Here is a 21,075-nt window from a genome sequence, read left to right as displayed (position 1 = left end):
TTATTTTAAGATACTATACAACGCACAGACTAATAAGATGCTTGCAAGCGAGGTTGTAAGGTGCCACGTTCTGATTATCGGGAGCGGCGGTGCGGGTGTCCGTGCCGCCATCGAGGCATCCCGCTACGGTAACGTAGTGCTGGTCTCAAAGACCATCGCCGGAAAAGGAGGGTGCACGACGATGGCGGAGGGCGGGTACAACGCCGTGCTCAGGGATCAGGATTCCTGCGACGTTCACCGCGAGGATACACTCCGCGGGGGCGCCTACCTCAACGATCCTGCGCTCGTGGAGGTGCTGACCCGTGAGGCGCCTGAGAGAATGGCCGACCTGATCCGGTGGGGAGCGGTCTTCGACGTCACCGAGAATCGAATGGTCGCCCAGCGCCCGTTCGGCGGGCAGAAGTTTCCCCGTACCTGTTATGCCGGCGACCGCACAGGGCACGAGATCATGGCGACCCTGATGGAGCGGCTCGACGGGACGGATACCGTCGTCATGAACGAGTATTCCGTCGTCGATCTCCTCCCCCGGGAAGGAGGCGTCGGCGGCGCGGTCGCTCTCGACCGCCGCGGCGAGGCTGCCGTCATCCTGGCCGACAGCACCGTCCTCGCCACCGGCGGCGGGACGCAGGTCTACGATATTTCCACGAACTCCGCCGCAGGAACCGGGGACGGGTTCGCCCTCGGCTACCGTGCGGGAGCGAAGCTCATTGATATGGAGATGGTGCAGTTCCACCCGACCGGGGCGGTTTACCCCTACGATGCCCGGGGACGGCTGGTCACCGAGGCGGTCAGGGGAGAAGGCGGTCTGCTCCTGAACACCCACGGCGAGCGGTTCATGGAGCGCTACGACCCCGAGCGGATGGAACTCTCCACCCGGGATGTGGTGGCGCGGGCGATCGCCACCGAAGTGCTGGAAGGGCGGGGCACGGATTACGGCGGGGTCTACCTCGACGTCACGCACCTCTCCCCCGGAGAGATCGAGACCCGCCTGCCGGTAATGCTCGAGCAGTTCCTGGCCTTCGGCGTCGATATACGCCGCGAACCGATGGTCGTCGCCCCGACCGCCCACCACATCATGGGAGGGCTTGCGATAACGCCGGACTGCCGGACGACCGTGCCCGGCCTTTATGCCTGCGGTGAGGTTACCGGCGGCGTTCACGGAGCCAACCGCCTCGGGGGCAACGCTCTTGCCGACACCCAGGTCTTCGGGAAACGCGCCGGGGAATCCGCCGGAAAGGCGCCCGAGCAGGATAAATATATCGATCCCGACCGCCTCGCTGCCCTGGAACGCCGTCTCTCCGCGTACCTCGACGGCGAGGTGAACCCCGCCGTGGCGCGGCGCGAGCTGAAACTCACCATGTGGAACCACGCCGGGATCTTCAGGACGGCAGACGAGCTCAACACCGCGCTCGCCACGATCACCCGCCTCGAGAGCCTGCCGATCCGTGCGGCCTCGCCGTCGAATATCATCGACTGCTGCACACTCCGGAACATGTGCACCACCGCATCCCTTATCGTCAGGTCCGCCCTGCTCCGACCGGAGAACCGGGGCGCTCACGTCAGGAAAGACGTGACGACGACCTGGGAACCGGCTACGTCTCCGTTCGGCCATACCTACGTCTCGCTCACGAGTGCAGGGATCGAGCGGAAGGAGGCAGTGCTATGAAGACGATCACGGTCAGGGTTGCACGGTTCGACCCCGCGGTAGACAAGGAACCCTACTTCGAGACCTATACCGTGCAGGTGAACGAGGGCGCCCGGGTGCTCCACACGCTGCACGCCATCCGCGACGAGCAGGATCCAACGCTCTCCTACCGTTACTGCTGCGGTTCAGGCCAATGCGGCAGCTGCGCCGTTCGCGTGGACGGGACACCGGTGCTCGCCTGCATGGAAGAGGCGCGGGACGGCATAACGATCGAACCGCTCGCGCTTCCCGTGCAGAAAGACCTTGTCGTAGATATGGAGCCGGTGCTCAAAAGAATCGCCTGGATTGAGCCAGGCGAAGACGTCGTCGTCCCGAAGAAAGAAGAGATCGAGGCGATAAAGCCGCTCCGCGACTGTATCGAGTGTTTATCCTGTGTCTCCGCCTGCCCGGCGCTGCAGGTCACCGCATTTGCTGGCCCGACTATCCTGCGCCAGCAGATGCGGCTCACCCTCGATCCCCGGGATACACACGACCGGATCGATGAGGCGATCGAGCAGGGCCTCTTTTACTGCACTACCTGCAAACGGTGCGTGGAGGTCTGCCCGAAGGATATCGAGATCCCGGGAAAAGCGATCGAGAAACTCCGCGAGATAGCGAACCGCCGCGGTCTGACGCTGCCCCGCCACCAGGAGGTGGCGAAGATGGTGAAGGAGACGGGACGGAGCGTCGGGCGGACGCAGCCAACGTTCCTCGAGCAGGTGCCTGAGGTTATCGAGCCTGATGGCGAGGTTCGCGGCGAGGTCGGGTTCTTCGTCGGGTGTATGTTCAACGGCCGGGTGCCGCAGACGGCGCTCGACGCCATGGAAGTCATGAAGCGGAACGGCATCCGGGTGATCGTTCCCCACGACCAGGTCTGCTGCGGCTCTCCTCTCATCCGGACTGGGCAGACGTCGTTCCTCGATGACCTGAAACAGAAGAATATCGATGCATTCGCCCGGCGAGGGATCACAACGGTGATGACGATCTGCGCAGGGTGCGGGGCGACGCTGAAGAATGACTATGAGACGCCGTTTGTCGTGAAGGACATCTCCGAGGTGCTCACCGAGTACGGCATCGAACCGCCGGCGAAACTCGATATCACCGCCACCTACCACGACCCCTGCCACCTGCTACGGGGACAGGGGATCAGCGAGGAGCCCCGGGAGCTCCTCCGACAGGTTGTCCGGGAGTTTGTGGAGATGCCGACGCAGTGTTGCGGGGCCGGCGGCGGCGTCCGCTCCGGCATCCCGGAGGAAGCAGCGGCACTCGGGGCGAAACGGGACGAAGAGGTCAGAAAGACCGGTGCCGACATCGTCACCACCATCTGTCCCTTCTGCGAGTTCCATATCGCCGACTGCACCGACGTGCCGGTGAAGAACCTCGCAACCCTCCTCCTCGAGGGATACCGGAAGAAGGATGCAGAACGAGAAGATGTCGGGAAAGCCTAATCCCCGGTTCGCCCGGCAGTGTCAACAACCCCGCCACCTCTTTTCAGCGCTCTACCCACACGGAGAATAAGCGCAATTCTCTGAAATATAAACTGAACAATATAATTCTGAAATAAGCATACCGGGAGAGCCCATGCAGGCAACAGGGCTCCATGAACAGGCAGATTCCCCGGAACCCTGCGGCAGATTTATATACACAACCTGCATTCACGAGCATGTTCCAAGGGGGGACAACTATGAGTAAGCACACCCTTATACAGCTCGCCGCCCTGCTGCTCCTCGTCAGCACAGTGGTGGGAACGGCATCTGCAATTGCGCCGTCGCTGAACGCCGGTAAGACCATCCCTGCAGGGAAGGTCTGGGTCTGGGATGACGGCACCAATCTCATCGTGAAGTACGAGACGATGTACGGCTGGCAGCTCACCGAGACGCACCTCGCAGTCGCACGTAACCCCGACCTGCTGCCGCAGACCAAGAAAGGAAATCCGATTCCGGGCCAGTTTGCCTACAAGCAGGAAGGCCTCTCAACGACGGTCGTCAAAGAAATAATTCCGCTTGACGATATCCCCGGAGAAGGCGATATCATCTATATCGCCGCCCATGCGGTCGTCTCGCGGAACGGAGAGAGCGAGACTGCATGGATGGGCTGCGCAGGACTCGAGGGCTACTATACCGGCGTCCGCACCCAGTTCGGCGGGAACAACTGGGGATACTATATCAAGTACCCCCTCTCCCCCGAGTAACCCTCTCTTTTTTAGCAGGACGTTCACGAGTCCCGTTTTTCATACCGGCTCGAACCGCGCACGGTTATGAAACTGACGAGCGGAACCGCGACGAGGGCGTAGATGACGAAGAAGAGCACCGCATACCCGGGAATAAGAAACTCAAGAGCGAGAACCGCGAACGCACCGGCGCCGAGCAGCAGGAGATTCGTCCCGACAAAACGTGCGAGCCCTTCCGGGTCGCGCACCCTTTTTTCGTCGTAGCCGGCGATCAGTTCCACCCGCCCCCGGAATCTGATGAGATAACCGAGACCGAGCATGACAAAGCCGATAAGCTCGGTGATGATGTAGAGGACGTCCAACCGGTCACCTTCCGGGTACAGCGTAGACTCTATAAGATGATGAGTATGTCGGGAGCCGATCACACGCCCCGATGTCTCAGGATGTATTCGTGCGCCTCAAGCGCTGCTTTGGCTCCGTCACCGGCCGCCACGATGATCTGTTTGGCGTTGATGCAGGTGACGTCACCGGCCGCGTAAACCCCGTCCCGACTCGTGTGTGCGTTCTGGTCGACGATGATCTCGTGGTTCTCGTTCAGGTCTACAAAGCCGTGCAGGAACTCGGTATTCGGCACAAGCCCGATCTCGAGGAACAGCCCGTCGACGGCGAGGTCGGTCTCCTCCCCGGTCTCCCGGTTGCGAATGGTGATACCAGTCAGGGACTGGTCGCCGGAGAGCGCCGTCACCTCGTGATGCAGGTAGACCGGGATCCCGAGTTCCTCGCACTGTCTCCGGTAGACCTCGTCTGCCCGGATGGTGCTCCGGACGATCAGCGCCACAGACTGAGCGAGCCCGGCAAGCTCGAGCGCTGCCTGAAGCGCTGAGTTGCCGCCGCCGACCACGGCCACGGCCTTATCCTTGTAGAGCGGGGCATCACAGGTGGCGCAGATACTCACGCCCCTTCCCATCAGGGAGCTCTCCTCGGGAAGCCCCAGCGTCCGCGGCTGCTTGCCGGCCGCGATGATCACCGTCTTCGCCCGGTAGACGTTCTCTGAGACCGTCCTGATGAGGAAGAGATCGCCCTCCTCTGCGATCTCCTGCACGCTGTCGAGCTCGAGGCTGATATGCAGTCCCCGCACCTGCTCCTCGAATCTCTTGATAAGTTCCTCGCCCGTGATCATCCGGTAGCCCATGTAGTTCTCGATCGACCAACTCCACGTCGCCTGCCCGCCGATGTTCTCGGCGATGACGATGGTCTTGAGCAGTTTCCGAGCACAGTAAACCGCAGCCGTCAGCCCCGCAGGGCCGGCACCGACGATGACCGTGTCGTAGACCTCCTCAGCCTTCTCCGTGCCGAAGATCTCCTTGAGCCTCCTCGCATCGAACCCGACGATCACTTCGTCCCCGATAGTCGTGACCGGGACGCCCCGCTGGCCGGATAGCCGTATCATCTCCCGGGCGGCCTCACGGTCTTCCCCGACATCAATACCCCGGTAGGCGACACCGTGCTTGTCGAGGAACGCCTTGACCATGCGGCAGTAAGGACAATTTTTCGTCGAATAGACCGTAACGGATGGCTCAACGGATGGCATGGTTCGGATCTATCACAAGGCCCCTATTTAATGATGTCGAACTGTTCCATACCCCGTTTCCGGGTTCGGTGCTTCCCGAAGGCAGGTTCCAGCCCTGCACCTGAAAAATGAGATGAGGTTACTTTATTTCGCGGAACATGCGCTGCGGTACGCCGCAGATCGGGCACTTCTCGGGTGCCGAACCGAACTCGATGTTGCCGCAGACCGGACAGAGGTAGACAGCATCCACCTCGAGGTCGCCACCGCTCCTGACGCTCTCGAGAGCCTGGAGATACAGGTTTGCATGCACCTCTTCGGCTCGCATGGCATGGGTGAAGACGAGCGCCGCCTCGTTCTTCCGCTCCTCTTTCGCCTCTGCGACGAACTCCGGGTACATCGTGGTGAACTCGTAGTTCTCACCCTCGATGCTCTTCTTTAAGTTCTCCTCGGTCTTACCGACCTGGTTTAAGATGAAGAGCAGACGTTTTGCATGGATGGCCTCCGCTTCGGATGCCGCACGGTAGAGCTTTGCAATATTCGGATAGCCTTCCGCGTCGGCCTTCTCCGCAAATGCTGAGTACTTCCGGTTAGCCTGCGACTCACCTGCATAGGCGTTCTCTGCATTCTCTTCAGTGGACATAAGAATCTCATTTCAGAGATAACCGTATTAAAGGCTTCTCTTTCTCCCCCGGCACCCAATCCACCCCCGCCAGCCACGGTGCAGAAACCCTCATAAGGTGCAGGAAGGTTGTATCCGATCATGCAGAGCACCCCGGTGCAGCGGACGCTCCTCTTCATACTCGGCCTGAATATATTCGTCGCCGTGATCAAGGCGGCGTTCGGGCTCCTCGCAGGCTCGGTGAGCATGGTAGCCGACGCACTCCACTCCACCTTCGACTCGACATCCAATATCGTCGGGCTCATCGCCGTCACCATCGCCGCCCTCCCTCCCGACGCAAAGCACCACTACGGCCACGGCAAATTCGAGACACTGGGGACGCTCGTCATCGGAGCCATGCTCCTCCTGACGGCATACTGGATTATATCCGAGGGCTACGAGCGGCTGGTGAACCCGGCATCACCGGAGATTACTCCGGTGACGGTCGGGGTCATGGTCGCAGCAATCGCCGTAAACATCATCGTCTACCGGTACGAACGGCACAGAGGAGAGGCTTACGGGAGCGAGATCCTCATCGCCGACGCGACCCACACAAAGAGCGACGTCTACGTCTCGCTCTCCGTTCTCGCAGGGTTCGGTGCGGTGCTGCTCGGATTCCAGGTGGCCGATCCCCTCATCGCCTTCGGTATCGGGATACTGATCGCAAAGATGGGTCTTACGATCCTCTACGAGGCCGCAGAGATCCTTTCGGACTCGGCAAATCTCCCCTGCGACATGGATGACGTCCGCCGGATTGTCACGGCGATCCCGGGAGTGCAGGGCTGCCACAACTTCCGGTGCCGGGGCAAACCGGGAGAGCTCTTTGCCGATATCCACATCACGGTCAGACCGGAGATCACTGTCGACCGTGCCCACGACCTGTCCGTCGAGGTCGAAGAGCGGCTGAAGGAGGAGATCTCCGGACTCAGAGAAGTCGTCGTGCATATCGAACCGGAGGTGCAGGAGTAGCGGGCAGCGCCTGCCCGCCGGGTATCGTCAGGAGCTCTTCTCTGCCGAGACCAGCCTCCTGCCGAGTTCGTAGCCCTTCCGGTATGCCGCCTCCATCACGTCGGGTTTCGTTGTGATATCCCTGATGGTGTCCATGTCGTTCTGCAGCACCTCATCCCAGTACGGACAGTCGATGATCTCACCGAATGCCTTTGCCGTGATCTTCGCCCCCTCAAAGACATCCGGAAGGGCCATGCCGGAGATAGAGATAAAGAGCATCCTTCGCTCTTTCCGACGCTCCAGCGGTATGAACGATTCGTTCCGGAAGTACTTCGCCATGTAGAAGACCTGGAACCGGTCCATGAACATCTTCAGTTTGCCGGGGATGCCCATCGTCATGACCGGGGCGGCGACGATCAGGCTGTCCATATCCCGGAACTTCTGGTACATCCCAGTCATATCGTCCTTGATTTTGCAGTCTTCATGCTCCATGCAGTAGAATATCTCCATACAGGGTTTGAACTGCAGGTGAAAGACCGGAATCTTCTCGACCTCGCACCCCGCGTCCTCCGCACCCTTGATCGCCTGCTCGAGTAGTTTTCCTGTATTTCCCCCCATGCGAGGACTCCCGAGGAGTGCAATGATCTTTCGCGGCATAACTACGGAATCGGCCGACGCCCTATTAATAGCATTCGGGTCATTCCGATTAACCGTAGAGCGGTAGGGAGACCGAAGAGCCGTGCGCCGCAACAGATAAATGCAATGAGACGCCATCTTCGGTTCGGTGAGTCCGAGTGACGGAGACAGAAGCAACGAAACAGACGAAAGCGGGAGAAAAGCCCGGCCCGGGACGATACATCTGCGTCGACTGCGGCAGGGAAATCCGCCTCGATAAAGTCGATGAAGACCTCGTCAGGTGCCCGACCTGCGCCTGTGAGACCTATAACTGCTTCCCGATGACGCACATCAGGCCAGATATCAAGACCGTTGAGGATGTGGCACACCCTCCCGAGAGGAAAAAATATAAGAAGTAACCCCGGACAAACACCCGCCAGCGTACGCGGCGGGTCTGTCCCCGCGTAATAGCGAGGTGAAAGAAATGGTGAATGTATCTGCTGTAGGGCAGGTCTACCTCTGTGAGATCTGCGGAAACGTTGTCGAAGTGAAGGAAGTCGGCGGCGGAGAGCTCGTCTGTTGCGGCGAGCCGATGGTGCTTCAGGAGTGAACAAAGATGGAAGAGAACCTCAAGAGTCTTGAAGAGAAGATCGGGAAAGTCCCTGTAATCTTCAAAGACCTCAAGGAGATGAACCCGGAACTCTACGGAAAAGTGATGGGTCTCGATCAGATGATCTGGGATGACGGCGCCCTCTCCCGGCAGACGAAGAAGATCATCGCAATCGCTATCGCCGCCGCCCTCCGCGACCGGCATGCCGTTAGGGCACAGATGGCCGGCGCCCAGAATCTCGGCGTGAAAAAGGAAGAGATCGAAGAGGGGCTGCGGGTCGCGTTCCTGCTGGCCGGAATGCCGGCATACGTCTACGGCAAAACGGCTCTCGAAGATTACATAAAGTAAGGGAAACAGAGTCAAGCAGTATGGAGCAGTCCGAAGTTCACCAGAGATTGCCGTCGATCGGCGAGGAAGCGCCGGACTTTGAAGCCGTGACCACACACGGACAGGTGAAGCTCTCCACGTTCCGGGGTCAGTGGGTGGTCCTCTTCTCGCATCCGGCGGATTTCACCCCGGTCTGCACGACGGAGTTCATGGCGTTCGCCGGGATCGCCGAAGAACTTGCAGGCCTCAACGTGCAGCTCATCGGTCTTTCCATTGATAGCGTCCACTCACACCTTGCATGGGTCAGGAACATCAAAGAGAAGATGGGCGTTGAGATCCCGTTCCCGATCATCGCAGACCTGGATATGAACGTAGCCCGGCGCTACGGTATGATCCATCCGGCACAGGGCACAACCGCCACCATCCGGACGGTCTTTATCATCGACGACCGCGGTGTCATGCGGGCGATGCTCTACTACCCGATGAGCAACGGCCGGTACATGCCCGAGATCATCCGGCTTATCAAGGCGCTCCAGGTCTCAGACAAGCACAGCGTCGCCACTCCCGCAAACTGGCAGCCGGGTGACAAGGTTATCGTTCCGCCGCCGAAGACATCCGAAGAGGTGGAACGGCGGGTGAAAGAGGGATACGAATGCAGGGACTGGTATCTCTGCTTCAAAGAGATCTAACATTCCACCTCTTTTCGCGGGTATTTCGATGACGAACAGAAGGTCACTGTGCCGCTTGCTTTTTCTCGTCTGCGGAGCATTCATTCAGTATGCAGATCAAGGTGCTTGCCTTCGCCACAAGCCCCCGGCGCCACGGCAACTCGGAGACCCTCCTTGACTGGGTGCTTGAGTCGATGGGCGCAGAGGAAGACGTGGAGATCGACAAGATCGCACTCACCGATGTCGACCTGAACCCGTGCCACGGTTGTAATGCCTGCGAGAGGCTCAATAAATGCGTCCAGCGTGATTATATGGACGTCATCCATGACAGGATCATCGAGGCGGACATAATCGTCCTCGCTTCCCCCATCTACTGCATGGGTCTCGCCTCCCAGGCGAAGGCACTCATCGACAGGACGCAGGTCTTTCGGTCGCGGAAGTACGTCCTGAAACTCCCCATTGTTCCACCGGAGAAGAAAGGAAAGCGTATCGGGATATTCCTTTCAACCGCTGGGCAGGACTGGGATTACGTCTTCGATGCGGCAATCCCGTCGGTAAAGTGCTTCTTCAACGTCATCGAGGTCAGGAACAGAGACATTGAGTATCTGATGGTCAATAACGTCGATGAGAAGGGCGCTATTGAGGGGCACCCCACCGCACGGGAAGACGCCGGCCGCCTCGGTAAAGATATTGTCCGGCGGCTCCGGGAGATGAAGGCGGAATGACGATCTCGGTGCTCGGCGTATCGGGAAGCCCTCACCGGCACGGCAATACAGAAACGCTCCTCGATGGATTCCTGGAGGGAGCGGAGCGTGCCGGTGCAGAGATCGAGAAGGTGGTGCTGAAGAATCTCGACTATACCCCCTGCAAAGGCTGCAACGCCTGCCACCGCACCGGGGCGTGCATCGTCCACGACGAACTCGAAGGCCTCTTTGAAAAGATCCTCGGCGCCGACTGCCTGGCCGTCGCCTCCCCAATCTATTCGATGGGGATTACGGCCGAACTCAAAGGGGTGATCGACCGGGCGCAGTACCTCTGGGCGCGCAAGTTCATGATAAAGGATCTGTATTTCTCCCATAACCATATCATGCGGCATAAAGGTGTCTTTCTCTCAACGGCGGGACTTGGGTGGGATACCGTCTTCGATGCCGCCTTCCCGGCGATCACCGCCTTCTTCAACACCACCGGGTTTGAATACTACGATAATATCATCGCAAACGATATGGATCGCTACGGAGGCATCCACGGTCACCCGACGGCACTTGCCGAGGCGCGGGAGAAGGGAAAAGAGGTCGTCGGTGTGCTGGAGCATCTCTTGCAGAAGGAGGTCGCACAGGAAAAGCGGGATTCTGCCTGAGCCCTGTCTGCATGGCCTGAAAAAAGAACGGCGCAGGAAAACCGCACCCGGCACCGATACACATATTTTATATAGATCTATTGCATTCCCCCTGTTATTCAGGATCTTCCGAACTGATATCCTGAATATGGTGACGGCATGCACCGGTTCGACACCCGTGAACTCCTCAATCCTGCGTTCACACTGCTCGAGGCACTGGACGCCGGCGCACTCCTTCTCGTAGACGAATCTATGGGGATCGTCTGGATGAATGCCGCCATGGAGGAGATTGCAGGAACCCGGAGAGAAGAGCTCATCGGGACGCACCTTCCATCGCTCTCGCCTTCCCGGAGATCCGACCAGCCAGGACACGGAGGATGGGCTGCAACCGTGACGGAACGGCTGCAGGAAGGAAGCGAGACGTTTTACGGCACCTTCCGGACGGGCTCGCCGGAGAAGGGGCGATGCTACTCCTTTTCAGGAAAGACGGTTGAAACCGTCCCCAGACAGGTGCACCGGCTCATACGGTTCCGGCCCTGCGAAGACGATGAAGACGAGCGAACTGTCCAGATCCCCGGCGTCGGGACGGGGGGCGCGGACGGAAGAGAGACCGAGGACTACCTGCGCATCCTTGAAACGGCGATGAGTAAGGCAAAGAGCGGTATCGTCATCACCGACCTCGCAGGCAGGATCGTCTACGTCAACCGCGCACTGCTTGAGATGGGAGGATACACCGATGCCGGGGAGATCATCGGGACCCGTGGAGAGCAGTACTGGTCTGATGCTGAGCGGACGGCCGAGGCGATCCGGAAGCTGCAGACCGACGGCGAATGGTTCGGAGAACTGCAGGGCAGAACAAAGAACGGGGAACCGATGGAGATTCAGTTCACCGCACACAAAGTAACGGATGAAGCCGGTAATCCGCTCTGCGTTCTCTCCTCATGCATCGACATTACGCCGCAAAAACGGATGACGGAGGCGCTTTCAGAGAGTGAACGCCTCTACCGGACACTCTCGGAATCGGCGCACGATGCCGTCTTCCTGATCACGACGGAGGGGAATCTCCTGTATGTTAACGGGTGCGGAGCGGCATGGCTGCAGACCGAACCCGCCAGTCTTATCGGGAAACATATCCGCGAGATCTTCTCTCCGGAGGTGGCCGAACCGTGGGTGCGGAACGTGGAGCGCGCGGCGGTATCCGGTGTGCCGGCAACCGACGAGACCAGACTGCCCCTGCCCGGCGGCGAAATATGGATCGATACCCGGTTGATCCCGGTGCCGGGACGGGACGGGGCTATCCGGTGCCTGATGGGAATCAGCCGTGATATCACGCAGCGCAAACGCGCAGAGGAGGAACTCCTGATCCGGGATAAAGCGATCGCTACGGCACTTGATGCCATTGCTATTGCCGATAGCCGCGGGAACCTGATATATGCGAATCGATCCGCGCTCGATATGTGGGGTTACCACGACCTCGACGAGATCCGGGGCAGACCGATAACGGCGTTCTGGCAGGACGAAGACCGGGTCAGAGACGTCATCGAAACGATCCAGAGAGACCATGCCTGGTGCGGCGAACTGACCGCCAGAAAAAAGAACGGGGCGCTCTTTGACGTGCAGACCTCCGCCAGCGTTGCCGTCGACGAGACGGGAGAGACAATGTGCCTTATGGCATCCTGCGCCGACGTCACCGAACGGAAACGGATGGAGATCGCTCTCAGAGAAAGCGAAGAGAAATTCAGGGGAATTGCCCAGCGCAGCTCCGATATGATCTATACCTGCTACCGGAGTGAAGGCGTGACGTACATCTCCCCGGCGGTGGAGAGGATCCTCGGCTACACGCCCGAAGAGATCATCGGAACCCAGTGCCGTGACTATGTCATGCCTTCAAGCCTCCCCGCCTGGCAGCGGTGCGCCGATGCGGTCAAGAAGGGTCGGAGTATTGTAAGTGCCGAGATCGAATTCCGGCGTAAAGACGGGACAGTTGCCGTAATCGATCTTTCCGAGACCCCGATCATGCAGGATGGAACGCTCATCGGCGTGCAGGCGGTCGGCCGGGATATCACCGAGCGCAAAAGGGCGGAGTCGGCTCTCAAAGAGAGTGAGAGACGATACCGGACGCTTGCGGAGGCGTCGCCCGATATAATCTCGTTGACGCACCGGAACGGGACGCTGCTCTATCTCAACGAGCGGGGCGCGGAAGGGCTCGGGAGGAGTCAGGACGATCTGATCGGAAAGAATATCAGAGAGATCTTTCCCCCGGCTAAGAGTTCCGAGAGACTTCGGATCATCGAGGAGGTGATCGCGTCGGGGAGACCGCACACCCGGGAGCTCACCTACCCGCGGGACGGTGAGATGCACTACTACGATTCACAGTCCATCCCGGTCTTTGCCCCGGACGGAGCGGTCGACCAGGTGCTCTCCATAGCCCGTGATATTACCGGGCGGAGAAAAAAAGAAGAGCAACTCCGTTTTCAGGCCAAGGTCCTCTCGCAGATGGGGGATGCAGTGGTGGCGATCGACACCGACGGACGGATCACCTGCTTCAATACTGCGGCAGAAGACCTCTACGGCATTCCTGCTGTCGAGGCTCTCGGGAAGGATCATCATGAGGTCGTCACCTACGAATGGCTCTCCCCCGACGACGAAACGACAGCTTGGGAGTCCCTGAAGAATACCGGTTTCTGGCGCGGGGTGAATATTCACCGGAGGAGGAACGGCGAGGCGGTCTATGTAGATGCCACGGTGAGCACCCTGAAGGGCGAGGACGGGGAGGTCACCGGAAGACTCGGCGTCATTCGCGACATCACGAAGCAGCAACGAGCTGAGGAAGAACTCCGGATCAAGGATATGGCGATGGAATCCTCTCTGAATGCCATCACGCTTGCCGACCTTGCAGGAAACGTCACCTACGTGAACCGGGCGACCAGAGATATGCTGGGCTACTCTACGGCCGAGGAGATGATCGGGAGCCCGACATCCCGATTCTGGGCGGATCCGGAACAGCACGGACATGTCGCGGAGGCTATACGGGAGCACGGGAGCTGGGCAGGCGAACTCACAGCCAAACGCAAGGACGGTTCCACCTTCCCGATGCAGATCTCGGTCACCCTTGTCACGGACGGATTGGGGAGGCCGCTCTGCTTGATGGGTTCGGGAATCGACATAACCGAACAGAAGCGGGCAGAAGAGAAACTCATCCGGTCGGAACGGGAAAAATCCCTCATCCTCGATTCCACCGGAGAAATGTTCGTCTATTACGATACGAACCTCTCGATCCGATGGGCGAACAGGGCTGCTGCGGAGAGTGTCGGGATGACGGTCGATGAACTGATCGGCGGCAGGTGCTACGAGATCTGGCACTCCAGGGCAGAGCCGTGCGAATGCTGCCCGGTGCTCGAGGCGCTCGCAGCCAAGGAACCGAAGGCCAAGGAGATCACCACCCCGGACGGGAGATTCTGGAGGGTTCGAGGCCAGCCAGTGATCGACGATGCGGGCGAGCTGATCGGGATTATCGAGTTCGGAACAGAGATCACCGGGCAGAAACGGATGGAAGAGGCTCTCCTTGCAGCGATCTCCTATACCCGCAGCCTTATCGAAGCAAGCCTCGACCCGCTCGTCACCATCGCCCCCGACGGACGGATCACCGATGTCAACTCTGCAACCGAAACGGCGACCGGCTATACGCGGGAGGAGTTGATCGGGACCGACTTTTCAGACTACTTCACCGACCCTGAGCGGGCACGGGCAGGGTATCGCAGGGTCTTTGAGGCAGGAGAAGTACGCGACTATCCGCTCGAGATCCGGCATAGGGGTGGCCGGGTCACGCCGGTACTCTACAACGCCTCAGTGTACCGGGACGAGACCGGCCGGGTGACCGGGGTCTTCGCTGCTGCGCGTGATATTACCGATCTCAAGATGGCCGAGCGTGTCCTCCGGAAACAGGCCAGTCTCCTCGACCTCACGCACGACACCATCCTCGTCCGGGATCTGGAGAACCGCATCGTCTTCTGGAACAGGGGTGCCGAGGAGCAGTACGGATGGCGGCGGGACGAGGTGCTCGGCAGGGACTGTCATCTTCTGTTAAAGACGGTCTTCCCGAAACCGATCAAGCGGATCTGGAACCACCTGCTCCTGGACGGGCGATGGGAGGGGGAACTGGTGCAGACCCGCCGCGACGGATCGACCCTTGTGACGGCGAGCCGCTGGGCGCTGGTCCGTAACCAGGACGGCAGGCCTGAGACGATCCTCGAGACGAACACCGACATCACCGAGCGCAAGCGGGCAGAGGATACGGTCAAAACCCGTGCAGCACAACAGGCCGCAATCGCCGCGCTCGGACAGTATGCCCTTGCCGGAAACGACCTTGCCATGCTGCTCAACGAGACGGTCAGAACCGTCACAGATGTTCTCGGCGCCGATTACTGCAAGGTGCTGCGTCTGCTTCCCGGAGAGCGCGACCTGCTCCTTGCGGCAGGTGTGGGCTGGAAGGACGGGCTCGTCGGGCATGCCCGGGTTGAGAGCGAGGGCTCACAGGCCGGGTATACCCTCCAGACGAACAGACCGGTCATTGTCGACGATCTCCGCACCGAGACCAGGTTCCACGGACCCCCCATCCTCCACGAGCACGAGATCTTAAGCGGCGTCAGTGTCGTGATCTACGGCAGAAACGAACCATACGGGATTCTCGGGGTTCACTCGGCCACACCGCACCGGTTCGGGGAGGAGGATGCCTATTTCGTCCAGGCAGTCGCAAACGTCGTCTCACAGGGAATCGAACGTAGACAAGCAGAGGAAGAACTCGAAAAGCGGAACCGGCATCTTTCAGTCCTCAACCGGATCATCGGCATAACCGTGGAGTCGGGCGACCCCGACAGCCTGCTCGAGGCGGTGCTCAGGGCGACCATCGATCTCCTGCACCTCAACGGCGGCGGGATATACCGTATCGATACGGAGAATGACAGGGCAACCCTCGTTTACGCCCAGCACCTCCCGGAAGGCTTCCCGCACCACCGGTGTATCGAGGATATACAGAGCGAACCCTACAAAACCGTCCTTGTGCGGGGTATCCCCCTCTTCTTCGATGCATTGCCGCTCCAATACCCCGGTGATCCCGATGAGACGACGTATGCCTCTGCCAGCATCCCGATTGTGGCGCATACCCGGGTTCTCGGCGCCCTTAACATCATCGGGACGGCAGGACAGCGTTTCTCGGAGGCCGAACGGTACATCCTCGCCCAGATAGGCAGGGAAATCGGAATTGCCCTTGAACGGGCTCTTCTGAACCGCCAGCTCGAGGCGGCGCACCGTGAGGCGAATCTGTATCTGGACATACTCACCCACGACATCCGGAATGCAGAGAACGTCGCCACGCTGTACACCGACCTCCTCTCCGAGATGCTCGACGGAAAAGCCGCAGATTACGCGGGTAAACTGCGGAACACTATCAGAAAGAGCGTCGATATCCTCGTAAACGTCTCGACGATCAGGAAGATCCATGAAAAATCGGCCCCGCTTGCACCGCTCCCGCTCGAACAGATCATCGCGGCCGAGCGGGAGCACTTCCCCGAGATCTCCGTCACCGTCACCTGCCCGGCATCCTGCACCGTCCTTGCCGACGATCTCCTGCCCGAGGTCTTCACCAACCTCATCGGCAACGCCGTCAAGTTCGGCGGATCCGACGTTCTAATTACCATCACCGTTGAGGAGCGTGGGAACGAAGTGGTCGTGGCCATCGCGGATACCGGCCCCGGCATCCCCGATGAGACAAAAGAGGAGGTGTTCCGCCGCTTCGAACGGGGGAAGCAGAAGGGGCGTGGAGAAGGGCTCGGGCTCTTCATCGTCAGGATGCTCATCGAACGCTATGGCGGCAGGGTCTGGATCGAGGATCGGGTGTCCGATCACCCGGAGGAAGGGTCGGTATTCCTCTTCACGCTTCGAAGAGCTCCCTCAACCGGCGGGAGTGACGCAGAAAAAAGATAATCCAATGCCGCTCTTCAGAGCGACAACGACCAGATCAGCATCCCGATCGCAGCGGCGATGAGGATACCGAAGACGACCGGATTCCAGGCGAGCACTTTCCGCCCGTCGAGGACGCTGACCGGGAGCATATTGAAGGCGGCGATCATCGCGTTTATCCGGAGGCCCAGGATACCGAAAAGGCCGATGAGACCGCCTGCGTCGAGTAGTACGAGGCCGATGAACGGGATGCAGAGCAGCAGATTCGTGATGGGGCCTGATGCCGATATCCAGCCGTTCTGCTGGCGGGTAGCGTTCCCGTAGACATACGTCGCGCCCGGCGCGGCAAAGACCACGCCGACAAGTGCCGCGAGCACCACGGCGACGAGGAGCATCTGATTGTCCTTCCTAAACTCCGCCCAGTAACCGTAGCGCATCGCGACGAATTTGTGGGCAAGTTCATGGAGGACGAATGCGAGACCGACCGTTCCAAGTGACATCACGAAGAGCAGGATGAAGTTCTCGACGGTTATGCCACCCCGGACGTAGATCAGGGTGAACGCTATGGATATTGCCAGCCATGCAATGACGAGATCCCGGCGTTCCCGCAGGGGGATACGTTCCAACATTCAGTAACCGGTATGCCACGGCATCTTAATATGCTTCCCCTCCGCCCTCTCGGGGGTGGGAGAAGCACCAGATTTATCTCGCTCATCGGCACGATACTGTAGTACCATGTCACTCGAGACGGTGCGACAGGAGATCCGGGAGATCGACGAGGCGATCATCGATCTCATCGCACGGCGGCAGAATCTTGCAGGAACCGTAGCTCACCTCAAGTATGAGGCAGACCTCCCCATCCACGACGAGCAGCAGAAAATGCTGGTGCTCGAACGGGTCTTCACCTATGCTGTGGAGAGCCGGATCGACCCCACCGCCGTGCGGAAGATCTTCGAGATTCTCATCGATATGAGCGAAGAGCGGCAGCGCGAGTGCAGCGGGGACGGGAACCTGCCGTAGCGGTGAAAAAGAGAGGTTAGACCGAGAGCATTGTTCCGACGCCCTCGTCGGTGAAGAGCTCGAGAAGGAGGTTGTGCCCCTTGTTTCCGTTCACGATGTGAGCGCTCGTAACACCGCTCCCGACCGCTTTCATGCACCCAAGGAGCTTTGGGATCATCCCGCCGACGATGATCCCGTCCTCGATCATCGCCTCCACCTCGTGGAGTTTTAACCGGTGGTAGATCCGCGAACGGTCGGCATTCATTACGCCGTCGACGTCGGTGAGGTTGAAGAGTTTGAACGCCCCGAGTGCCGTTGCCAGCTCCGCTGCTGCGGTGTCGGCGTTGATGTTCAGGCTCTTTCCCGATCGGTCGATACCGATCGGCGCAACGACCGGAATATACCCCTGTTCGAGCAGGCAGTGGACCACACGCGGATCGACCTCCTCGATCTCGCCGACGTGACCGAGATCGACCTCATGCTCGACGTCCCCGATCTTGATCTTCTGAAGATCCATCTTCCGGGCGATTAAGAGGTTGCCGTCGTTCCCCGAAAGGCCTACCGCCCGGGCACCGCAGTTGGCGATGAGGGAGACGATACCGTCGTTTATCTTGCCGACGAGCACCATCTGGGCGATCTCAAGGGTCTCCTGATCGGTGATCCGGAGACCCGCGACGAATTTAGGCTCTTTTCCCATCGCCTTCATCTTCTCGGTGATCTCAGGGCCGCCGCCATGCACCAGCACGACCTTCATGCCCACGTAGCGGAGCAGGACGGCATCCTGGATGACCGTCTCGAGGATATTCGGATCAACCATCGCATGGCCCCCGATCTTGATCACGATGGTTTTGCCATGGAACTTCTGGATATAGGGCAGTGCTTCCATCAGAACGTCTTCTCGCTTCATGTTGTATACTTCCCGTTGATTTCCACGTACTTCTCGGTGAGGTCGCAGCCCCAGGCCGTCGCCTCGCCCTCGCCGGCGGCGAGATCGAGCTCGAAGACCACGGTATCACCGTGCATCGCTGCTTTCGCCTGCACAAGATCGGCGACGATCGCACCTCGCGTAACAAGCGCCGTCTGCTCAGCCCCCCGGCCGACGGAGAGCGAGACGGCATAAGGGTCGAACTCGACACCCGCACGGCCGGCCGCGGCGACGACCCTGCCCCAGTTCGGGTCTTCTCCGTAGATTGCAGTCTTGACGAGCGGGGAGGCTATCACCGTCCGTGCGACCTCGGCAGCCGCTTCTTCGTCTGGAGCTCCGCGGACGGTGACCTCTAAAAGTTTCGTCGCGCCCTCACCGTCCCGTGCAATCTGCACGGCGAGCCGGCGGCAGACCTCTTCGAGCGCGACCTCGAGGTCATGCTCGTCGACAGGGCCGGCCTCGCCGGTGGCGGTGCAGAAGGCGACGTCGTTCGTGCTCGTGTCCCCGTCGACGACGACACGGTTGAAGGTGCGCCGGGTCGCCTGCCGGAGAAGGCCGTGCAGCCCGGGCGTCTCGATCTCGGCGTCGGTATAGATGAACGCGAGCATCGTCCCCATATTCGGGGCGATCATGCCGCTCCCCTTGGTGATGCCCCCGACCGTGAACGACTCCGTCTTCACGACGGCGTGCTTCGGGAAGAGATCGGTGGTCATGATCGCACGGGCGGCCGCGTCCTCCGCCTCGCCGGTTCGCCGGAGATTTTTCGCGACCTCTCCCGTCTGCATACGGATACGGTCGAGATCGAGGTACCTGCCGATGACGCCGGTGCTCGCCACCCCGACCGCTTCCGGATCGAGTTGGAGGGCATTTGCGCCGATCTCGCACATCTCCACAGCGTCGCGGTACCCCCGCTCACCTGTGTAGGCGTTGGCGCACCCGCTGTTCACCATGATCGCGTCGAGCGTCCCACGACGCATCCGCTCCATCATCAGTTCGACCGGTGCTGCCCGCACCTTGTTCGAGGTGAAGACGCCTGCCGCGTTCCCGCTCGCGCGGATGAGGGCGAGGCCGTATTTCCCTTCCTTCACACCCCAGGCGGTCACGCCGTCGACGGCGCAGATACTCTTCACGCCGACTCCTCCGCTCCAGCCCCAACACCGCGGACGATATCCGCCCTGGTCACGATCCCGACGAGCTGACGCTCGCGCACCACCGGGAGCCGGGCGATCCCCTCACGGAGCATCAGAGCAGCAGCAGCCTCGATATCCGCATCTTCAGCGATGGTGATGGCAGGGCTGCTCATCACCTCCCCGACGGGCATATCGCCGATGTCGGAGAGGGCGTTCTTCGTCCGCTCCCAGTTGATGAACTCCCGGATCGGCACCTCGATGATCTCAAGGGGGGAGGGGAGCCAGAGGTCGTCGGAGAGGTTTCCGGTATCGAGGAGGGAGAGCACATCGCTCTCGGTGATGACCCCTTCGATATGGTCGCCCTTCATCACCGGCAGCCCGCCGATCCGGTAAGTCCGGAGCAGCCGTGCCGCCTCCCGGATCGGTGCCTCGACCGGCACGACCACGGGGTTCTTCGTCATAACATCGCGTATCTGCATGATCATCACCTATGGGAGCATCCCGGCAAGGCGGAGACCCGCAGTCTCGTCAAATCCGCACATAATATTCATATTCTGGATTGCCTGGCCGCTCGCACCCTTCACCAGGTTGTCGATCGCCGAGACGGCGACGACGCGGTCTCCTTCGCTCTCGACCGCGACATCGCAGAAGTTCGTGCCCCGTACCGCAGCGAGCGTCGGTTTCTGGTAGCGGACGAAGAACTCGTCCTCGTAGAACTTCCGGTAGAGCGCCTCGACCTCGCCCTGCTCCATCGGCTCGTTGAGCAGGATGTGGGCGGTGGTGAGGATGCCGCGGTTGACGGGGAGGAGGTGCGGCGTGAAGTAGCAACGGGCGCCCGACCCGAGCTTCGCGACCTCCTGCTTCATCTCCGCGAGATGCCGGTGCTTCGTCCACTTGTAGGCGCTGAAGGTGTCGCCGACGTTCGGGTAGTGCGTCGTCTCCGAGGGGGTGTTGCCCGCGCCGGTGACGCCGGTCTTCGAGTCGAAGATGATGGTATGGGCGTGCTCTGCGAGCGGGGCGACGGCGAGGGTGGCGCCCGTTGGGAAGCACCCGGGGTTCGCCACGAACGCGGCGTCCCGCACCTCATCACGGTGGAGTTCGGGAAGACCGTAGGGTGCGTCGAAGTAGGCCTCGTGGGGAACGCCGTAAACCTTCTCGAAGATATCCTTCGGCAGGCGGTAGTCGGCGGAGAGGTCGACGGTCTTAATCCCGCGCTCAAGCAGGGCGCCCGCCACCTTCATGGCGGCAGTATGGGGGACGGCCAGAAAGGCAAAGTCAGCGTCGATATCATCGACATCGATGTTCTGAAACGCCAGATCGGTCAGACCGCGGAGGTGCGGGTGGACGGCCGCGACGGGAAGACCGCCCTGTTTGCGGGACGTGGCGCAGACGACCTCTGCGGAGGGATGGTTCGCGAGCAGCCGCATCAGCTCGCCGCCGGTGTACCCGGAGGCTCCGATGATCGCAATGTGCATGA

Annotated in this window: 21 protein-coding genes; 12 read left to right on the top strand and 9 right to left on the bottom strand. The window is 60.3% G+C overall.

Annotation, left to right across the window (positions count from 1 at the left end; all coding sequences use genetic code 11):
- Positions 1-37: 37 nt before the first annotated feature.
- The 3 genes from tfrA to ABH15_RS01790 all read left to right on the top strand — a co-directional run bounded on the left by tfrA (position 38) and on the right by ABH15_RS01790 (position 3,875).
- The gene (gene tfrA, locus ABH15_RS01800; RefSeq protein ID WP_128692653.1) at positions 38-1,666 is read left to right on the top strand and encodes a fumarate reductase (CoM/CoB) subunit TfrA; all 1,629 of its coding nucleotides are present in this window, start codon (positions 38-40) and stop codon (positions 1,664-1,666) included.
- The gene (gene tfrB, locus ABH15_RS01795) at positions 1,663-3,132 is read left to right on the top strand and encodes a fumarate reductase (CoM/CoB) subunit TfrB (protein ID WP_128692652.1); all 1,470 of its coding nucleotides are present in this window, start codon (positions 1,663-1,665) and stop codon (positions 3,130-3,132) included. Before tfrA ends, tfrB begins: the two co-directional genes overlap by 4 nt.
- Before the next feature lie 236 nt (positions 3,133-3,368).
- Positions 3,369-3,875, top strand: coding sequence for a hypothetical protein (locus tag ABH15_RS01790; protein WP_128692651.1), 507 nt, complete (start codon positions 3,369-3,371; stop codon positions 3,873-3,875).
- Between the two features lie 23 nt (positions 3,876-3,898).
- Here the strand turns inward: ABH15_RS01790 and ABH15_RS01785 are convergent, their stop codons facing one another.
- The 3 genes from ABH15_RS01785 to ABH15_RS01775 all read right to left on the bottom strand — a co-directional run bounded on the left by ABH15_RS01785 (position 3,899) and on the right by ABH15_RS01775 (position 6,064).
- Positions 3,899-4,216, bottom strand: a complete 318-nt coding sequence (locus ABH15_RS01785; RefSeq protein ID WP_206633405.1) for a DUF3784 domain-containing protein — start codon at positions 4,214-4,216, stop codon at positions 3,899-3,901.
- A gap of 59 nt (positions 4,217-4,275) precedes the next feature.
- Positions 4,276-5,445 (bottom strand): FAD-dependent oxidoreductase, encoded by a 1,170-nt coding sequence (locus tag ABH15_RS01780; RefSeq protein ID WP_128692650.1) that lies wholly within the window; start codon positions 5,443-5,445, stop codon positions 4,276-4,278.
- A gap of 118 nt (positions 5,446-5,563) precedes the next feature.
- Positions 5,564-6,064, bottom strand: coding sequence for a rubrerythrin family protein (locus tag ABH15_RS01775; protein WP_128692649.1), 501 nt, complete (start codon positions 6,062-6,064; stop codon positions 5,564-5,566).
- Positions 6,065-6,184: 120 nt separating this feature from the next.
- Here ABH15_RS01775 and ABH15_RS01770 point away from each other — a divergent pair, with 120 nt between their 5' ends.
- The gene (locus ABH15_RS01770) at positions 6,185-7,051 is read left to right on the top strand and encodes a cation diffusion facilitator family transporter (RefSeq protein ID WP_128692648.1); all 867 of its coding nucleotides are present in this window, start codon (positions 6,185-6,187) and stop codon (positions 7,049-7,051) included.
- 27 nt (positions 7,052-7,078) lie between these two features.
- Here ABH15_RS01770 and ABH15_RS01765 read toward each other — a convergent pair whose 3' ends face one another.
- Complete coding sequence (locus ABH15_RS01765; RefSeq protein ID WP_128692647.1) at positions 7,079-7,687, bottom strand: flavodoxin family protein; 609 nt, start codon at positions 7,685-7,687, stop codon at positions 7,079-7,081.
- Between the two features lie 137 nt (positions 7,688-7,824).
- Here ABH15_RS01765 and ABH15_RS01760 point away from each other — a divergent pair, with 137 nt between their 5' ends.
- The 7 genes from ABH15_RS01760 to ABH15_RS01730 all read left to right on the top strand — a co-directional run bounded on the left by ABH15_RS01760 (position 7,825) and on the right by ABH15_RS01730 (position 16,568).
- The gene (locus ABH15_RS01760; RefSeq protein ID WP_128692646.1) at positions 7,825-8,064 is read left to right on the top strand and encodes a zinc ribbon-containing protein; all 240 of its coding nucleotides are present in this window, start codon (positions 7,825-7,827) and stop codon (positions 8,062-8,064) included.
- 65 nt (positions 8,065-8,129) lie between these two features.
- The gene (locus ABH15_RS01755) at positions 8,130-8,255 is read left to right on the top strand and encodes a desulfoferrodoxin FeS4 iron-binding domain-containing protein (RefSeq protein WP_128692645.1); all 126 of its coding nucleotides are present in this window, start codon (positions 8,130-8,132) and stop codon (positions 8,253-8,255) included.
- A gap of 6 nt (positions 8,256-8,261) precedes the next feature.
- Positions 8,262-8,603, top strand: coding sequence for a carboxymuconolactone decarboxylase family protein (locus ABH15_RS01750; protein ID WP_128692644.1), 342 nt, complete (start codon positions 8,262-8,264; stop codon positions 8,601-8,603).
- 20 nt (positions 8,604-8,623) lie between these two features.
- On the top strand, positions 8,624-9,271 hold the full coding sequence (locus ABH15_RS01745; RefSeq protein WP_128692643.1) for a peroxiredoxin: 648 nt from the start codon (positions 8,624-8,626) through the stop codon (positions 9,269-9,271).
- Between the two features lie 89 nt (positions 9,272-9,360).
- Positions 9,361-9,975: a flavodoxin family protein gene (locus ABH15_RS01740; RefSeq protein WP_128692642.1), complete on the top strand. Its 615-nt coding sequence runs from the start codon at positions 9,361-9,363 to the stop codon at positions 9,973-9,975.
- Entirely contained in the window at positions 9,972-10,607 is a 636-nt protein-coding gene (locus ABH15_RS01735) for a flavodoxin family protein (RefSeq protein WP_128692641.1), read from the top strand. The genes ABH15_RS01740 and ABH15_RS01735 overlap by 4 nt, the downstream gene beginning before the upstream one ends.
- A gap of 138 nt (positions 10,608-10,745) precedes the next feature.
- On the top strand, positions 10,746-16,568 hold the full coding sequence (locus tag ABH15_RS01730) for a PAS domain S-box protein (RefSeq protein ID WP_128692640.1): 5,823 nt from the start codon (positions 10,746-10,748) through the stop codon (positions 16,566-16,568).
- A gap of 14 nt (positions 16,569-16,582) precedes the next feature.
- On the opposite strand, the gene ABH15_RS01725 is transcribed toward ABH15_RS01730, so the two are convergent.
- Positions 16,583-17,173 (bottom strand): site-2 protease family protein, encoded by a 591-nt coding sequence (locus tag ABH15_RS01725; protein ID WP_128692639.1) that lies wholly within the window; start codon positions 17,171-17,173, stop codon positions 16,583-16,585.
- 106 nt (positions 17,174-17,279) lie between these two features.
- Here ABH15_RS01725 and ABH15_RS01720 point away from each other — a divergent pair, with 106 nt between their 5' ends.
- Positions 17,280-17,564, top strand: a complete 285-nt coding sequence (locus tag ABH15_RS01720) for a chorismate mutase (protein WP_128692638.1) — start codon at positions 17,280-17,282, stop codon at positions 17,562-17,564.
- 16 nt (positions 17,565-17,580) lie between these two features.
- Here ABH15_RS01720 and argB read toward each other — a convergent pair whose 3' ends face one another.
- The 4 genes from argB to argC are packed head-to-tail and all read right to left on the bottom strand — an operon-like array spanning position 17,581 to position 21,073.
- Complete coding sequence (argB, locus tag ABH15_RS01715; RefSeq protein WP_128692637.1) at positions 17,581-18,450, bottom strand: acetylglutamate kinase; 870 nt, start codon at positions 18,448-18,450, stop codon at positions 17,581-17,583.
- Positions 18,447-19,598, bottom strand: coding sequence for a bifunctional ornithine acetyltransferase/N-acetylglutamate synthase (gene argJ, locus ABH15_RS01710; protein ID WP_128692636.1), 1,152 nt, complete (start codon positions 19,596-19,598; stop codon positions 18,447-18,449). Before argJ ends, argB begins: the two co-directional genes overlap by 4 nt.
- Positions 19,595-20,077 (bottom strand): CBS domain-containing protein, encoded by a 483-nt coding sequence (locus ABH15_RS01705; protein WP_128692635.1) that lies wholly within the window; start codon positions 20,075-20,077, stop codon positions 19,595-19,597. Before ABH15_RS01705 ends, argJ begins: the two co-directional genes overlap by 4 nt.
- 9 nt (positions 20,078-20,086) lie before the next feature.
- Complete coding sequence (argC, locus tag ABH15_RS01700; RefSeq protein WP_128692634.1) at positions 20,087-21,073, bottom strand: N-acetyl-gamma-glutamyl-phosphate reductase; 987 nt, start codon at positions 21,071-21,073, stop codon at positions 20,087-20,089.
- Positions 21,074-21,075: the final 2 nt, after the last annotated feature.

It is taken from the genome of Methanoculleus taiwanensis, from assembly GCF_004102725.1.
Taxonomy (GTDB): domain Archaea; phylum Halobacteriota; class Methanomicrobia; order Methanomicrobiales; family Methanoculleaceae; genus Methanoculleus_A; species Methanoculleus_A taiwanensis.
This window is presented reverse-complemented; position numbering and strand designations above follow the sequence as displayed.

Excerpts from the sequence above, each read along its gene's own strand:
- tfrA (WP_128692653.1), top strand. The coding sequence starts at position 38 with ATGCTTGCAAGCGAGGTTGTAAGGTGCCACGTTCTGATTATCGGGAGC.
- tfrB (WP_128692652.1), top strand. The coding sequence starts at position 1,663 with ATGAAGACGATCACGGTCAGGGTTGCACGGTTCGACCCCGCGGTAGAC.
- ABH15_RS01790 (WP_128692651.1), top strand. The coding sequence starts at position 3,369 with ATGAGTAAGCACACCCTTATACAGCTCGCCGCCCTGCTGCTCCTCGTC.
- ABH15_RS01780 (WP_128692650.1), bottom strand. The coding sequence starts at position 5,445 with ATGCCATCCGTTGAGCCATCCGTTACGGTCTATTCGACGAAAAATTGT.
- ABH15_RS01775 (WP_128692649.1), bottom strand. The coding sequence starts at position 6,064 with ATGTCCACTGAAGAGAATGCAGAGAACGCCTATGCAGGTGAGTCGCAG.
- ABH15_RS01770 (WP_128692648.1), top strand. The coding sequence starts at position 6,185 with ATGCAGAGCACCCCGGTGCAGCGGACGCTCCTCTTCATACTCGGCCTG.
- ABH15_RS01765 (WP_128692647.1), bottom strand. The coding sequence starts at position 7,687 with ATGCCGCGAAAGATCATTGCACTCCTCGGGAGTCCTCGCATGGGGGGA.
- ABH15_RS01755 (WP_128692645.1), top strand. The coding sequence starts at position 8,130 with ATGGTGAATGTATCTGCTGTAGGGCAGGTCTACCTCTGTGAGATCTGC.
- ABH15_RS01750 (WP_128692644.1), top strand. The coding sequence starts at position 8,262 with ATGGAAGAGAACCTCAAGAGTCTTGAAGAGAAGATCGGGAAAGTCCCT.
- ABH15_RS01745 (WP_128692643.1), top strand. The coding sequence starts at position 8,624 with ATGGAGCAGTCCGAAGTTCACCAGAGATTGCCGTCGATCGGCGAGGAA.
- ABH15_RS01740 (WP_128692642.1), top strand. The coding sequence starts at position 9,361 with ATGCAGATCAAGGTGCTTGCCTTCGCCACAAGCCCCCGGCGCCACGGC.
- ABH15_RS01735 (WP_128692641.1), top strand. The coding sequence starts at position 9,972 with ATGACGATCTCGGTGCTCGGCGTATCGGGAAGCCCTCACCGGCACGGC.
- ABH15_RS01730 (WP_128692640.1), top strand. The coding sequence starts at position 10,746 with ATGCACCGGTTCGACACCCGTGAACTCCTCAATCCTGCGTTCACACTG.
- ABH15_RS01725 (WP_128692639.1), bottom strand. The coding sequence starts at position 17,173 with ATGTTGGAACGTATCCCCCTGCGGGAACGCCGGGATCTCGTCATTGCA.
- ABH15_RS01720 (WP_128692638.1), top strand. The coding sequence starts at position 17,280 with ATGTCACTCGAGACGGTGCGACAGGAGATCCGGGAGATCGACGAGGCG.
- argB (WP_128692637.1), bottom strand. The coding sequence starts at position 18,450 with ATGAAGCGAGAAGACGTTCTGATGGAAGCACTGCCCTATATCCAGAAG.
- ABH15_RS01705 (WP_128692635.1), bottom strand. The coding sequence starts at position 20,077 with ATGCAGATACGCGATGTTATGACGAAGAACCCCGTGGTCGTGCCGGTC.
- argC (WP_128692634.1), bottom strand. The coding sequence starts at position 21,073 with ATGCACATTGCGATCATCGGAGCCTCCGGGTACACCGGCGGCGAGCTG.